This window comes from Frankia sp. R43, assembly GCF_001306465.1.
Taxonomy (GTDB): Bacteria; Actinomycetota; Actinomycetes; order Frankiales; family Frankiaceae; genus Parafrankia; species Parafrankia irregularis.
Map to the genome: position 1 here is coordinate 323713 of NZ_LFCW01000007.1, position 14115 is coordinate 337827.

The window sequence follows — 14115 nt, forward strand, 5'->3', positions numbered from 1 at the left end:
GGTAGCGGCGCCTGCCGCCCTAACCGACTAGATTGGAGGATCCAAGGTGGAGGAGGCGGTACCAGATGGACCGATCGTCGCCCGAGATCGAGACGCTCCTGCCTGATGTCGGAGGTTGCTACCTCGACGAGCTGGCCGGCCACGAGAACAGGATCCTGCGGCAGGTGCGGCACCGGCTGGCACGGGAGGCCACGAGGCTGGGTTCGGCCACGGCCGGGTTTACATCCTCTGCCTGATCCTCGCCAGACCGGATGGTGCAAGCGAATTGAATACCACCTCCGCCCAGGGTGTCGGCGGGCGCGCGGGCGAATGGCCGGGCGACGAGCTCACGCTCACACGGCTGACCGGCCGAGGATGGCAGCCGGTGCCCTTTCGCCAGTTCGTCCTCAAGGTGAACAGCAGGTGCAATCTCTCCTGCACCTACTGCTACGTGTATCACCTGGCGGACCAGAGCTGGCGTCGGCAGCCGGTGACGATGAGCCGGGAGGTCGTGGCGGCCACGGCCGGCAGGATCGCGGCGCACGCGGCACGCCACCAGCTCACCCGGGTGGAGGTAATCCTCCATGGCGGTGAGCCCCTGCTGGCGGGCGCCGCCTTCCTCGATCACGTGGCCCGGCAGATCCGTTCCGCGGTCGCCCCCGACACGGCCGTCGAGCTCACGGTTCAGACAAACGGCACACTTCTGACACCTTCCTTCCTGGAGCTGTGCGCGGACGTCGAGATGAAGATCGGCGTGAGCGTGGACGGCGGCCCGGCAGACAATGACCGGCGGCGGGTCCGTCACGACGGCGGTGGGAGCCACGCCAGCGTCGAGGCAGGTCTGCGCCTGCTCACCTCCGAACGGTTCCGGCCACTGCTGTCAGGCCTGCTGTGCGTGGTGGACCTGCACAGTGATCCGGTCACGGTCTACGAGAACCTGCTGGCCTGGCAACCTCCGGCGATGGACTTCCTCCTTCCCCACGGGAACTGGACATCCCGACCGCCCGGCCGGGATGAGGACGAAAGGCTGGCGCCCTACGGCGACTGGCTCGGCGCCCTCTTCGAGCGCTGGTACTCCGCGCCCGAGGACGAGACCGACATCCGCCTGTTCCTGGAGATCATCGTTCTTCTTCTCGGTGGAGACAGCCAGGTGGAGACGGTGGGGCTTTCCCCGTCGAGTGTTCTCGTCATCGAGACGGATGGCACGGTCGAACAGGTCGACGCGCTCAAGTCGGCCTACCCCGGGGCAGCGGCCACCGGGCTCACCGTCCTGCGGGACGACTTCGACGAGGCGTTCCACCATCCCGGCATCCTGGCCCGTCAGATCGGTGCCGCGGCGCTCGGTGCCGACTGTGCCGCCTGCCCGGTTCATCGGGTCTGCGGTGGCGGGTACTACCCCCATCGTTACCGGGCCGGCAGCGGCTTCCAGAACCGATCCGTGTACTGTCCGGATCTGCTTGCTCTGATAAACCGGATCCACCGGCGGATCCAACCGGATATCGACAAGGTGCGGCGCTCGAAGTGAACGTGGGCTTTCATCGGCTCGCACTGGCCGATTTCGATGAACTGGCCTCCGGTGGCGGCCACGCTGATCTCGTCCGCTATCTCCGGCGAACCCAGCTCAGCAAGCGGCTGCTCGCGCTGCGCGCGGTGCTGGAGGACGCCGCGCAGCAGGCTCCGGACGACTTCGCCCGCAGCGGGCTCGCCGAGGCCTTCCGCGTGTTGTCCACCGCCCAACGTCAGGATCCCGGCCCGGTCGAGAGCCTCCTGCTCACGCCTGGGCTCGGCCTGTGGGCGATGCACTGCATGCGCCGGATCCGCGGCACCGTCAGGCCGGCTGTGCCACTCGCGGAGGATCTGAACATGCTCGCGGCCTTCGCGGTCGCGGCCGCCCTGCGGACCGGCCTGGACGCGGAGATCAGGGTTTTCCTGCGGGGTGGCGACCTCGTCGTGCCTTCGCTGGGCCGTATCCGGACCGGAAACCCAGGGTGGGCCGTCGCTCGAGTCCAGGGCGGAGCAGTGACAGTTCACGCCGCCGCCGACCCGCAGACGACCCTGCGAGTGAATGTGATCGCGGCTGCCGGCTTCGGGCGAGGAGACCTGGCGCGTCAATGGCTCCCACTGCGCACCCTGTCGAGTTCGAGGTGGGGCCAGGAGATCGAGCTTGCGCTGGACGACACGGATCCCGCGCGCACGCTGCTGGATCTCCCGATGTCACCCGGCGTCGCGGATGAGGAGATCGATACCTGGCAGCACCGCCTCGACGAGGGCTGGCGCATTCTCTGCCATTACGATCTTTCGGCAGCCGCAGCGGTGGCGGCCGGGCTGGGCTGGGTCTACCCACTGCGTTCGACGGAGCGGGCGGCGGAGCTGAGCGCATCGTCCGGGGAGGCGTTCGGCGCCGTGGCGCTGACCCTTCCCAAGGACGGCGTCTCCTTCGCGGCCGGCCTGGTGCACGAGTTCCAGCACACGAAGCTCTCCGCGCTGATCGACCTCGTTGCGTTGACCGATACCGCTCACGACCGTCTTTACTACGCTCCGTGGCGCAGCGACCCGCGGCCGGTCGCCGGCCTTCTTCAGGGTGCCTACGCCTACCTCGGCCTGACCACGTTCTGGGATTTCCGGCGGCTTCACCAGGACGGCGGCGAGTACGCGCATTTTGAGTTCGCCCGGTGGCGAGAGGAGGTGTGGCGGGCGCTGAGCACGCTGCGGCTCTCGGGCGCGATGACTCCGCTGGGCCTGCGCTTCCTCGACGGCATGCGCAGCGTCGTCGCACGGCATCGGCAGGCCGCCGTCCCCACCGGCCCCCAGGCGCTGGCGGAGCTGACCACGGCCGATGCCTGGATCACCTGGCGGCTACGGAACCTGCAACCCGCGCCAACGTGGATCACCGCGCTGGCGCGGGCCTGGATGGACAAGGACATCGCACCACCGGGCGAGGCGGGCTCCCGCCCCCTTCCAGGCCACCGCGGGCTCGTGTACAACCAGCGGCTCGCCCTCACCCTGCTGCGTCTGACGGACCCGAAGCGTTTCGAGGCCGCTCGGCAGGGCGTTCCCCATGTCCTCGACGGCTCCGTGACGGCTGCGGACCAGGCTCTCGCCTTCGGCGACGTCAGGTCCGCGGCCGACGGCTACAAGGAGGAACTGGCCCGCGAGCCCGACCGGCTCGACGCCTGGGCCGGGCTCGTCCTCTGCCGACGCGGCAGCGGCGAGCCCGGGGCCGACGTCCTGACCGCACGCCCCGAGGTGGTCCTGCACCTGCGCCGGCAGGTACAGGAACTCAGCAGCGACCAGGTCGACCCCGACGCACTCGCAGCCTGGATGTCGCAGACCACCCGCTGACAGCGCGGCGATGCCCTACCGCGACGTTCCTACAGCGGCGGCGGCTCGAAGTCGAAGTCGAGGCGCTCGCCCCGCTCGCCTGCCTGCACATCGGGATGGTCCGGACCGAGCACCCGGCGATAACGCTGCGAGGTCTCCGTCGCGAGCCTGCGGCCTTCCTCCTCCCGACCGGCGGTCTGGGAGAGGTCCAGGGCCACGTTCGTCGCGCACACCAGCGCATGCGGGTGATCGGGGCCAAGGAGCTCACCGAAGCGGGCGAGCGCCTTCTCACCGATCTCCAACGCCTCCGCCACCAGCCCCTGCGCGGACCTGGCGGTCGCCAGGTTCGCCAGGCAGGTGAGGGTGAAGTGGTGGTCGGCGCCGACCCTGCCCTCGAGCCCCGCCAGCGCGTCCTTCAGCAGGCGCTCCGCCTCGTCGACCCGGCCGAGCTGGCGATGGACCAGCGCCAGGTTCAGGTGGCAGCCGTAGGTGTATGGATGGTCAGCCCCGAAGATGTCCCGGTACCGGTTCACGGTCTTCTCGATGCGCTCCGCGGCCTCGTTCGGATCGCCGGCCACCCGCTGGGCGTTACCCAGGTTGATCGCGGCGGCCAGGGCGTCGGGGTGCTCGTTGCCGAACTGGCGGCTCGACGTGTAGCGCTCGTACACCTGCTCGGCGAGCTCCAGCGCCTCGCGGAAGAACCCGGCCTTGCGCCGGGCCACCGAGAGATCCTTGGCCTGCGCGAGCACGAAGGGGTGGTCGACCGCGAGCTCCCGCCTGTTCACGAGTTCCTCGAACACCCGGTAGGCGTACTCGGCCGACTCCCGCGCCTTCAGGTAGTGACCCTCCTGCCGCTGGTCGCGGGCGACGGCGGCGAGCGAGGCGGCGACCCAGGGATTGATGTCACCGCCCCACATGTCCCGCCGGTTGGTGAGGTTGTCCTGGTCGAGCTCGAATGCCCGCTTATAAGCGCTGTTGAGGCTGCAGTCGAGCGCGAGATTGTTCACGACGTGATGGGTCTGAGCGTTGTCCCGGCCGAAGACCCGCTCATGGCGGGGCAGCGCGTCCTCGTCCAGCTCGAGCGCGGCCCGGAATTCACCGCGGGCCCGCAGGTCCGCGCCGTGGCCGTTCAGAATGATGAGGGTTTCCTCGTGGTCCGCACCGAGGACCTCCGTGATCGCGTCGAGGGTGCCGCGCCGGAGCTCATAGGCCTCCCGGTACCTGCCCAGGGCCCAGAGGACGTTCGCCTTGATTCCCTGGAGGACGAGAACATCCGGGTCACGATCACCGGAATCCGCCCGCCAACGGTCCAGGGCGCGGTCCGCCTCGCTCAACGCCGTCGTGAGGTCACCGGCGTTGTACAGATAGCCGATGAGGTGTTCGATGAGCTGACGCGCCCGGACCGCTGTGGACGCGTACACACCGGACGGCACGATGTGCGGGAGAAGGTTCTCGAAGCCGGCCCGGTTCTGCGTCTCGGAATCCCCCGGGTCCGCGGCGACGAGCAGGGCGTGGACCTCGTCCCGCATCCGTTCCTGTTCCTCGGGCAGCAGCTCGTCCCGAATGAGCATCTGGACCAGCCGGTGTACCTGCACCGTCTTGCGGCTGTTGTCGATCCGGGCGAGCGCGTAGCGGCCGAGCTCCCGCATCGCGCGGCTCACCATCAGCCGGTCCTGCATGGACAGACCGAAATCCGAGTCCAGGGTGTACTTTCCGCGGTCCAACATTTCCAGCGAGATCGGCTCCGGGCCGAAGAATGCACATCGGCGGAGCAGCTCGAGCGCAAAAGGAGCCTGCTCCCGCAGCTGTGCCACGGAAAGACTCCACGCGGCTGCCACCGGCCGGGAGTAGTCGGCGGGCGGGTTTTCGGCGAGTAGCTTGCTGGAGGCGTCCTTCAGCAGCTGAAGGTACTCACGCACGTCCATACCGGTTTCGAACTGCAGCGCTCCGGCCTGCTCGAGCGCCAGCGGAAGGTCCCCCAGCGCCTCGGCCAGGCTGTTGGCGTCGACCTTGGCGATACCCGGCACGCGGCGGTGCAGGAACTCCAGGCTCTCCCGCCGGTCGAAGACATCCACCTCGATCGTGTCGACGATGCTCTGCCACCGACGGTTGCGCGAGGTGACCAGGACATGGCCCGGACCGTGCGGCATCAGGCCGCGAATCAGCTCAGGCTGGTCGGCGTTGTCGAAGATCAACAACCAGCGGCGGTAGGGCGTCCCACGGCGCAGCGCCTCGAGGACGGCGGCCACCGAGTCGTCGATCCGCAGCAGGCCGCCCTCCGACAGGCCCAGCCGCGGCGCCAGTGACGCCAGCGTGGATCGGACCAGGACCGGCTGGTCCGCGGGAATCCACCAGATCAGGTCATAATGCGCCTGATAGCGGTACGCGTACTCGATGGCGAGGTGCGTCTTCCCGACACCGCCCAGCCCCTGCAGGGCATGCGGGAGGACCGCCGTGACCTCGCCCTCGTCGGAGGCGATCCGACGACGCAGTTCGGTCAGTTGGCTTTCCCGCCCGGTGAAGTTCTTGTTCCGTTGGGGCACTCCACCCCAGATCGTCGGAACCCCCCGACCCGGGCCGCTCACCGGATCGAACTCCACCACCGAAGCCACGATAACAACCCCCGCCGCTCGTCAAGTACGGACATCGGCGCGACGGCACGGACCAACCGACGGTAGTGCAGCGTCCGACGGCGCGGAGTGCACGCGTCGTCGGCGCGCCGCGTAATCATACCGTTCCACTGATCGTAACACTCGCGTCGACACACTTGCCATTGCACGTTAGCCACTCGCGCGGACTCGGGCGAGCGAGGACGACACAAGTCCGGATTGTGACACGAGTTGTGGCACCCACTCTCGCGAGGGCGCCGCGAACCTGCACCGGGATGCCCCTGTATTGTCGGCGTTTTCTGAAGCAGGTTCCGCGGCCAGCCCACCGACACATCCGCCAACCAACCCGCCCATAACTCGTGACCTGCAGTTTCGCGATTTCGACCGTGGAGTCGGCGCCCACCCCGCCCGCGCGTCGCGCCACGGACACCGCGGATACCACTCTCGCGCACCGTGCACCGTGCACCGTGCACCTCGTACCGCGCACCGCGCACCTCGCCTGCCGGCCGGGCAGTGCGCCCCGGCACCGACCGGAGCCCCGCACGGGCAGGCATGCCCACGGAGCCATCGCCGGCGCCCCACCACCCTCCGCCGGCGAGGCGGCCACACGAAGAGCACCGGTCTCGCAAAATTCCTGTTACTTTGCCGCGGTCGGCCCGCATTGGCCGTAAAATCTGACGGAAAATCTTGGGCGGTCCAGAACCGTGTGCCACCGGAGGTGGGGCCATGGCCGGCGGATACGATTCTCGGGCCCGGTCGCGTCAACGCCGAAAGGCTTCCGGTTCCGTTGAAGGCATACCGTCCAGTAATTTTCGACGAACTCCCAACCAGGGACACCAAATCACTACTCGACGTCTCGGCCCCCCCGGTGCGGACGGGTCCGCTCTCGACGCGCCCGGCCCTGGGCGGAGCAGAACGGTGATCGAGGCCGAGGCGACCAGCCCGTACGTCGGCCTCCGCCCGTTCACCGAGGAGAACGCCGAGCTGTTCTTCGGCCGGGATGCCGCCGCCCACGCGCTGCTGGCCGAGTGGCTGCGCTGCCGTGTGGTGGTCGCGCACGGGCTGACCGGTGTGGGCAAGACCTCGCTGCTGCGGGCGGGCGTGCTGCCGAGCGCACCGTCGACGGACGCCGACGTCCTGCCGGTGGCACGGCTCTCGGGGCCGGCCGCCGGGCAGTCCTCCAAGGAGGAGGATGGGCCCGCGGGCACCCAGGCCTCCTTCGGTACAGGCAATCCGTTCGTTCAGGCCCTCCTGCGGTGCTGGTCCTACCCGGCCGACACGCCGACGCTGCTCGACGCGATCCGTGACCACCCCGCCCGGCGCCGGCCGCACAGCCCGACCCGGCCGATCCTGGTGGCGATCGACCAAGTCGAGGAGCTTTTCGCGGCCCGATCGGCCCAACTGGACCAGCTACGCGAGCAGTGTTTCGACCTGCTCGCGCAGGCGGCGACCGCGCTGCCGACGCTGCGTATCCTGCTGGTGGTCCGTTCCGATCACCGTGCCGCGCTCGAGCCCTACCTGCGGCTTCTGCTGGCCGGCTCCGGCGGCGGCCCCGCCACCCCGTCGGTCGCCGAGGTGCCCGTCGCCGCGCTGGAGCCACGCTCCGCCCAGGCCGCACTCGTCGAGCCACTGCGTGCGACCGGTACGCACTTCGCCTCCGGCGCGGCCGAGGCCTGTGTGGACGACCTGGCCACCAGCCGGTTCGTCGACGCGACCGGCGCCGAGTCGCTGCTGGTGGCGGACGCCGTCCAGCCGGTGTTCCTGCAGCTGGTGGCGACCGCGATGTGGCGGGCCCGTCCCGGCGCGGATGCCGTCATCACGTCCCGTCTCGGCCCGGCCGGGAACGTCACCGCGGTGCTGGCCGAGTACCTGACCCTGGTGCTGGTCACGGTGGCACGCGAGCACGATCTCGACGAGGGTGAGCTGCGGGCCTGGCTCACCCGTACGTTCGTGACCGAACGCGGTCGGCGCGGTGTCGCGGACGAGGGGCTCACCACCACGGCCGGTCTGCCGACCGCCGTGTTGGAGTCGCTGACGGCACGCTACGTCCTGCGCTGCGAGCACCGGTCGGGCTCGCGTCGTTTCGAGCTCTTCGACGACCGGCTCATCGAGCCGCTCCAGCGTGGCTTCCCCGAATGGGCCGTCAGCGGAACCGCCGCCGAGGCGAATGCGGACGACCATCTTCGCGCGGCCCAGGTGAGCTTCGCGGACCACGACCTGCCGACGGCCCGCACCCACGTGGAGGAGGCCCTGCGCCGCGACCCGGGGCGCTCCCTCACCCGGGCCGGCGCGCAGACGCTGCGCGCGCAGATGTGCGAGATGCAGGGGCGCTGGCAGGACGCCGAGGCCTGCTACCGGGAGGCCGCGGAGATCTACGAGTCGCTGTCGGACACCGAGTCCGCCGGGCGGATGCTCGCCGCCCTGGGCCGGGTGCTGCTCGAGTCCGGCCAGACCACCCGGGCGATCGAGGACCTCCAGGCCGCCAGCGAACGGCTGCCGGGTGACGCCGAGGTGCAGGCCGCGCTCGCGCACGCGCTGTGGCGCACAGGCCAGCCGTGGGCGGCGGCGGCCATCTTCTCGGCCGTCCTGACGTTCGCGCCGGACTCCGGGGCCGCGCTGGCCGGGCGGGCGCGCCTGCGGGTGGAGCTGGGTGACGACGCCGCCGCGATGCAGGACTTCGAGCGTCTCGCCCGGTCGGCGGCGCAGGTCGTGGCCCAGCCGTCGATGCGCGCGGCCCGGGCGGTGGCCCTGGCGCGGCGAGGGCAGGTGGCCGAGGCCGCGAACGAGTCCTCCGTGGCGCTGCGCGAGGCACCGGACAGCGGCCCGGTGCTGTGGCACGCGGCCGAGGTCATCCGCGCACGCGGCGACGACGAAGGAGCTGACGGCCTGCTGCGGCGTGCCCTGGACGCGGCCGAACCCGCGCTGCTGCCCCACCAGCAGTCCCAGGTCCTGCGTCTGCTGCGGCGGTCCGGCGCGATGGCCTGAAAGTACTGCGCCCCAGGGCATTGAGGTCTGCCATGCTGAGCACGGAGGGCAGCCACGGGGTGCGGAGGCAGACGTCCGTTGACCATCCACCAGCTTCATCGCACGTCGGCGGCGGCACCGGACCGGCCCGGCTGGCAGGTCACCGCGTACACGCCGGGGCTCGGCGACGGGAGACGTCAGCAGATCGTCGGTCTGCTGACGTCCGAGCTCGCCGTGGACGCGCGCCGCACCGGACCGCAGCAGCCCAGCGGACCGCAGCGGCGCGGCGGCGAGTCCGGCTTCGGACCCTTACCCGGATCCGAGGCCGGTTCAGCGCAGGGGCCCTGGGCCTCCGCCGGGCAGCGCGGGGCCGGGCTGAGCCTGAGCTACTCGCTGCTGGCGGACGGTGCCGCGGTGATCTGCCGGACCGTCGGCACCGGCGTCGACTTCGCCGGCCGCCCGGGAAACGTCTTTCAGCACGCGTTGCTGCTCACCGAGCCGGACCGTGATCTCGGCGGCCTGCTTCCCGCCGACCTGTGGTGGTGGCCGGGCTGGGCCGACCGGCCAGCCGACGGTGATCTTCCAGCTGTCGAGCGTCTCGTGGTCGACTCGCCGATGCCCTGGCACGAAGCGATCGCCCGGGCGCAGGAACTGTACGGCGACGGTCGGCTGGCAGCCCTCCTGGCGAGTGTGCGCGGCGCCACGCGCGGCGGCGGTGCCGTGCGGATCGTCCTGGTGGAGCAGGGGCCGGCGGCCACGGTGCGAACGATCCGGCTGGTCACCGGCTCGCTGCCGCGGGCATCGGCCCTGGCGATGACCTTCAGTGTCCCGGTGGGGCATCCGGAGCAGTCCCGCCACGTGCTGGTGGGCGTGCCGGTGGGCGCCGGCCTCGACCCCGCGGCCATCCCGTTCGGCGTCCGGTTCGAGACTCATCGCCTGCACGGCGGGACCGGCCCTGAGCCCGGAGCCGGCGGCGGCAGCACCGGCGGCGGCACCGCGCCGCGGGACGTCGGTGCTCCGGCCGGTACCGACGGCGCCCGGGCGGACGAGCACCGGGCGGACGAGCAGTGGCCGGACGAGCACTGGGCGGACGTGTCCTGGGGGGAGGTTGCCGCGCGGGTGTGGGCCGCTGGGAGACCCGATGTGCTCGCGGCTGCCAGCGCGTCGTTCGCCGACGCCGACGCCGCCCAGCGCCTCGCCGCCGTGGCTGCGGGCGCCGGCGTGCCGCTGGCGTCACCGCCCGGTGATCCGGCGCCCGGCAGCGCGCGGTCCCCGGCCGCGGGCCCGGTGCCGGCACCCCTGCCGCCGGGTGCCGAGGGCTGGGGACGGGTGCGACGCAGAGCTGTGGTGAAGGCTCTGCGGCCCGGTGGATACGCACGCGGGGCGGCGCTGTTCGGCGCCGGTGCGGCGATCGCGTTCGGTCAGCTCGGCGCACGGTTGCTCGCACTGCCGGCCCGCACGCTGGCCGCCGGTCCGCCGGTGCTGCGCCCGGCCGGCGACGAGGCCGCCTACCCCGGGTACTTCACCCCGGCCGGCCAGGCGATCGTCGACCTCGGCGCGATCGGGGATGCCCTGGCCGAGGCGCTGCGCACCGCCGGACCGGAGTTCGCCGCGGCCGGTCCGGCCCGCTGGCCCGGCCCGTTCCTGGGGCAGAGCGCGTCGGCGCGGCGCTGCTGGCGCATGTGGAGGGCGGGGACGGCGATCGGCGTCGCCGTGGCCGGGGGGCTCGCCCGGACGGCGTTCGCCGTGCACAGAACGCTTGTCATCACCACGATCGCGGTGCTGCGGTTGGCGGATGCGGCGTTACGGTTCGCGGAGGCGGCGCGTTGGCTGCTCCGCGAGACACGCCCGGCCAGGCCGACCCTGGCGATGTTCCGCCGCCTCGGCGAGCTGGGGGCCGACTGCCCGTACCCGGACTGCGCCCGCCCACTGGGCCGGCCGTTCTACGAGTGCCCCAACACGCACTGCCGCCGCCGGCACGACGACCTGCGGCCGGGCCGCGGCGGCCTGCTGTACCGGGTGTGCGCCTGCGGGACGCGGCTGCGGACCTGGGCGCCCGGCCGGCGCGGCCGCCTCGCCAGCTACTGCGGCTCGTGCGAAGGCCGGCTGCCCGACGGGGTCGGGCACCTGCCGATCGTCCACATCGCGCTGATCGGCCCACCTGCGTCCGGCAAGACCACCATGCTGGTCGCCGCCCTGGCCGGCCTGCAGGACCTCGCATACCAGCGCGATCTCACCTTGTCGTTCGCGTTCCGGCCGGACGAGACCTGGTACCGGCGCAGCATGCAGATGGTCGCGGACGGCGGGTGGCTGGAGTCGACCGCCACCCCGAATCCCCGGGCGCTCGTCGTCACCGTCGGCATTCCCCGCGGGCCCCGGCGCATCGTGTTCTTCTTCGACCCGGACGGCGACCTCTACACCGACCAGCAGACCCTGCGCACCACGCACCGTTACCTGGAGCGGACCCACAACGCGCTGCTCGTCGTCGACCCGTCGGCGCAGCCGGCGCTGCTCGACCAGCTCACCCCGAAACAGCAGGCGGCGGCGAACGCGGCGGCCCACCCCGCGGCCGAGCCGACCTACGACACGATGCGGCGGCTGATCCGGGTGCTGCACGCGGACCGGTCGCTGCCTCGGCGGGGTGGCCGCCTCGCCCTGCGGCTCGCCGTGGTGGTCAGCAAGACCGACTGGCTGCGCGGGCTCCCATCGGTCCTACGCCTGCCAGAGCTCACCCCGGAGCAGCAGGACGGCCTCGTGCGCTACTGGCTCAACCAGCCCGCACGGCTGCCGGAGCTCGGCCAGGAACCGTCGAAGGAGTTCACCGAGACCCGCTACTGGGCGCTGAGCGCCGCGGACTGTCTACGCGGCCGGAACGGGACGGTGAACCCGGCCGAACGCATCGCCGCGGCCGAACCGGTGCTGTGGATGCTGGGCGCGAGCGCACGCGGGTTCCGGCGCCTGATCATCCGGCAGCAGAAGGCGCGACAGTCCAGCCGGCATCCCGCGCTGCGGGATCCGACGCACCGGGCGCACTACGCGGGTCTTGAACGATGAGGACGTTCCGCCGCGCGGCGCCCGCCGCTCAACCCGGTCCCGGTCCCGCTCCTGCCCCCGCCCCGGCGCCCGCGCCTGCCGGCGAACCGGTTCCGGCGCATGTGCGCCGGCAGCGCAGGGTGCTGCTGGGCCTCCACGTCGTGGCGGTGTTCGCCCTGATCGCGGTGCCCTGCGGCCTGGTGGCCCTCCTCGTCCTCGGGTGAGTGGTCCACCAGGCGGCCGGCGGGTCGCGCTAGCCCGTGGCCTTGCGCAGGGCAACGGTGGCCAGTGGATGCTGGCAGAGTCCCGGGTCGCAGTCGCCCAGCACCGGCTGCCGGAAGTGGACCTTGTTGAGGACGATGAACGCGGTCTCCGGCAGGGTCTCGACCTCGACCGGCTCCACCGCCGGCTCGAACACCCGGCTCGTGGCCGACGAGGTGGCCTTCTCCGTCGACCCCGACTGGCCGCGCGAGCGTGACCACTGGACGGTCCGGGCCGTGCCCCGCGACCCGTTCCGGCTGCGGTTGAACACCGGCAGGCGCTCACCCCGCCGCACCCCTACCTGGATGTTCCAGCCGTGCGAACTGTCCGTCGAGGTGCTGGTGGCGGCGCCGGTGGTCTCGTCGCGGCTCCAGCCGAGGGACTCGCTGGTGCTCTGCGTCTCCTGGCTGAGCACGAAGCGGTACTCGGCACCGACCAGCTCCACCGCGGCCTGCGCCTCGAGGGCGTTGTGGGTGCGCATCAGCAGCGTGACGCTGCCCGACGTGTTCAGCATCCGCTGCGCGTCCTCGCGCGCCGGGACATGCTGGTGCAGGAACATCGTCCGGACCCGGGCATTGCGGGCATGCTGGCTGAACTCGTCGAGCACGTCCCGGCCCAGCCGGTCGACACCGGCGACGACGATCAGGTCATCACTGCGGTGCGGCTCGCCGTGGCGCAGATCCTCCATGAAGCGGTACAGCAGGATGCGCGCCGAAGCACCCTGATCATTGTTGAAGGTGGGAGCGGCGAGCACCGTCAGCCCGGGCCGCCACAGCCCGCGACCCGGGCTCGCGACGGACTCGTCGGCACCGTCCGGCGCCGTGCCGTCCGGCACTGCCTCCTCGGGTGCCGCGTCGTCGGGTGCCGCGCGGTCGACGTGCCGCCGATCGTCGTTGCCGGCCAGCATCTCGAAGGTGTCGACGAGATAGGTCAGCTCGGTGCTCTCCTGCGGCGTCCGGCCGAACTCGTGGCTCACCTTCATGAGGTCCTTCTGCTCGCGCAGGCTCAGCACACCGCCGGCCTGGCCGCTGCCGGCACTCGTCTCGCTGAGCCGCTGCAGCACCCGCACGCCCGCGGCGAGCCGGCGGAACGTCCAGGGCGGTTCGATGAGGCGGGCGACGGTCCGCACGATCGCCTCGTCGCGCCGGCGGATCTCGGCGGCGCCGCTGCGACCCGGCAGCACGGCGAACGCGTCGGCGATCACCCGGCCGACAGCCTCCGGGCTGAGCTCCTGGAACAGGTCGACCAGGCTGAGGTCGGTCGGGAACCGGCCGTACGGCACCGGTTGCCCGGTGCTGTACACCAGCTGGATCAGATCCTCGGCGACCTCGTGACTGGTGAGGTCGAGCACGACCACGCTGCGGTCAGCGCGCATCAGCGAACCCGCGGTTGTCGCGATCATCGCCGCCCAGCCATCCCAGGTGCCGCAGACGACATCCACCCGGGTCGCATCGGGAGGTCCCTGCACCGGGCGCCACTGATCCCGGGATTCGGCCTCGGCGGAGCCGCCGTGGCGCTGCTGGTCGTGCGCGTCCATCCACGCGGCTTCCCGCTCGCGCCCGACGCCTTCACGCCAGCGCGCGTACATCGACGTCAGCCCACCACCGGCGACGGCCACACCGGCCGTGGCGAACGCCGGGACGGCCAGCGACGCCCCCGTCGCCAGGCCGAGGACACCCAGCGCGCCGCCCAGGACGACACCGCCGACCGCGCACGCCCTGGCCGTCGCGCCCAGCGCCGCCGCGTCTGCCGCGCCCCCGAAATGCTCGGGCGCCAGCACCGGCCGGCCGAGCGGATCCGGCGCCGGCCGCTCGGCGGGGACGAACTCCCATCCCCACTGGAACCTGTCCACGCTCTGCGTCAGCAGCCGCTGGGCCAGCTCGCGCCGCCGCATCTGCGCGAGTTCGCCGGCCTTGCCAGGTACGAGCGCCGTCACGCGCCACCTCCG

At 71.7% G+C, this 14115-nt stretch carries 8 protein-coding genes; 6 read left to right on the top strand and 2 right to left on the bottom strand.

The genetic code is table 11. The features are described 5' to 3' along the window. Positions 1–65 precede the first annotated feature (65 nt). From fxsA to ACG83_RS28900, 3 genes are read left to right on the top strand one after another with little or no spacing between them, the layout of a single operon-like run. A complete protein-coding gene (gene fxsA / locus ACG83_RS41690) occupies positions 66–236 on the top strand; it encodes an FxSxx-COOH cyclophane-containing RiPP peptide (RefSeq protein WP_063793230.1) in 171 nt (56 codons plus the stop codon). Between the two features lie 29 nt (positions 237–265). Next, a complete protein-coding gene (locus ACG83_RS28895) occupies positions 266–1504 on the top strand; it encodes an FxsB family cyclophane-forming radical SAM/SPASM peptide maturase (RefSeq protein WP_054569403.1) in 1239 nt (412 codons plus the stop codon). After that, the gene (locus tag ACG83_RS28900) at positions 1501–3321 is read left to right on the top strand and encodes an HEXXH motif domain-containing protein (protein WP_054569404.1); all 1821 of its coding nucleotides are present in this window, start codon (positions 1501–1503) and stop codon (positions 3319–3321) included. The genes ACG83_RS28895 and ACG83_RS28900 overlap by 4 nt, the downstream gene beginning before the upstream one ends. A 29-nt stretch (positions 3322–3350) precedes the next feature. Here ACG83_RS28900 and fxsT read toward each other — a convergent pair whose 3' ends face one another. Next, a complete protein-coding gene (gene fxsT / locus ACG83_RS28905; RefSeq protein WP_054569405.1) occupies positions 3351–5912 on the bottom strand; it encodes an FxSxx-COOH system tetratricopeptide repeat protein in 2562 nt (853 codons plus the stop codon). A gap of 915 nt (positions 5913–6827) precedes the next feature. On the opposite strand from fxsT, the gene ACG83_RS47790 reads away from it, so the two are divergent. The 3 genes from ACG83_RS47790 (at position 6828) to ACG83_RS45845 (ending at position 12130) form a co-directional block, all read left to right on the top strand. Next, positions 6828–8894, top strand: a complete 2067-nt coding sequence (locus tag ACG83_RS47790) for a tetratricopeptide repeat protein (protein ID WP_054569406.1) — start codon at positions 6828–6830, stop codon at positions 8892–8894. A 78-nt stretch (positions 8895–8972) separates the two neighbouring features. Then, positions 8973–11927: a hypothetical protein gene (locus ACG83_RS28915; RefSeq protein WP_054569407.1), complete on the top strand. Its 2955-nt coding sequence runs from the start codon at positions 8973–8975 to the stop codon at positions 11925–11927. Further along, positions 11924–12130 (top strand): hypothetical protein, encoded by a 207-nt coding sequence (locus tag ACG83_RS45845; protein ID WP_116437400.1) that lies wholly within the window; start codon positions 11924–11926, stop codon positions 12128–12130. Before ACG83_RS28915 ends, ACG83_RS45845 begins: the two co-directional genes overlap by 4 nt. A 29-nt stretch (positions 12131–12159) precedes the next feature. On the opposite strand, the gene ACG83_RS28920 is transcribed toward ACG83_RS45845, so the two are convergent. After that, the gene (locus ACG83_RS28920) at positions 12160–14103 is read right to left on the bottom strand and encodes a hypothetical protein (RefSeq protein ID WP_054569408.1); all 1944 of its coding nucleotides are present in this window, start codon (positions 14101–14103) and stop codon (positions 12160–12162) included. Positions 14104–14115: the final 12 nt, after the last annotated feature.

What these genes read in the sequence shown, in the direction of transcription:
- fxsA (WP_063793230.1), top strand. Translation starts at nt 66, where the DNA reads ATGGACCGATCGTCGCCCGAGATCGAGACGCTCCTGCCTGATGTCGGA.
- ACG83_RS45845 (WP_116437400.1), top strand. Translation starts at nt 11,924, where the DNA reads ATGAGGACGTTCCGCCGCGCGGCGCCCGCCGCTCAACCCGGTCCCGGT.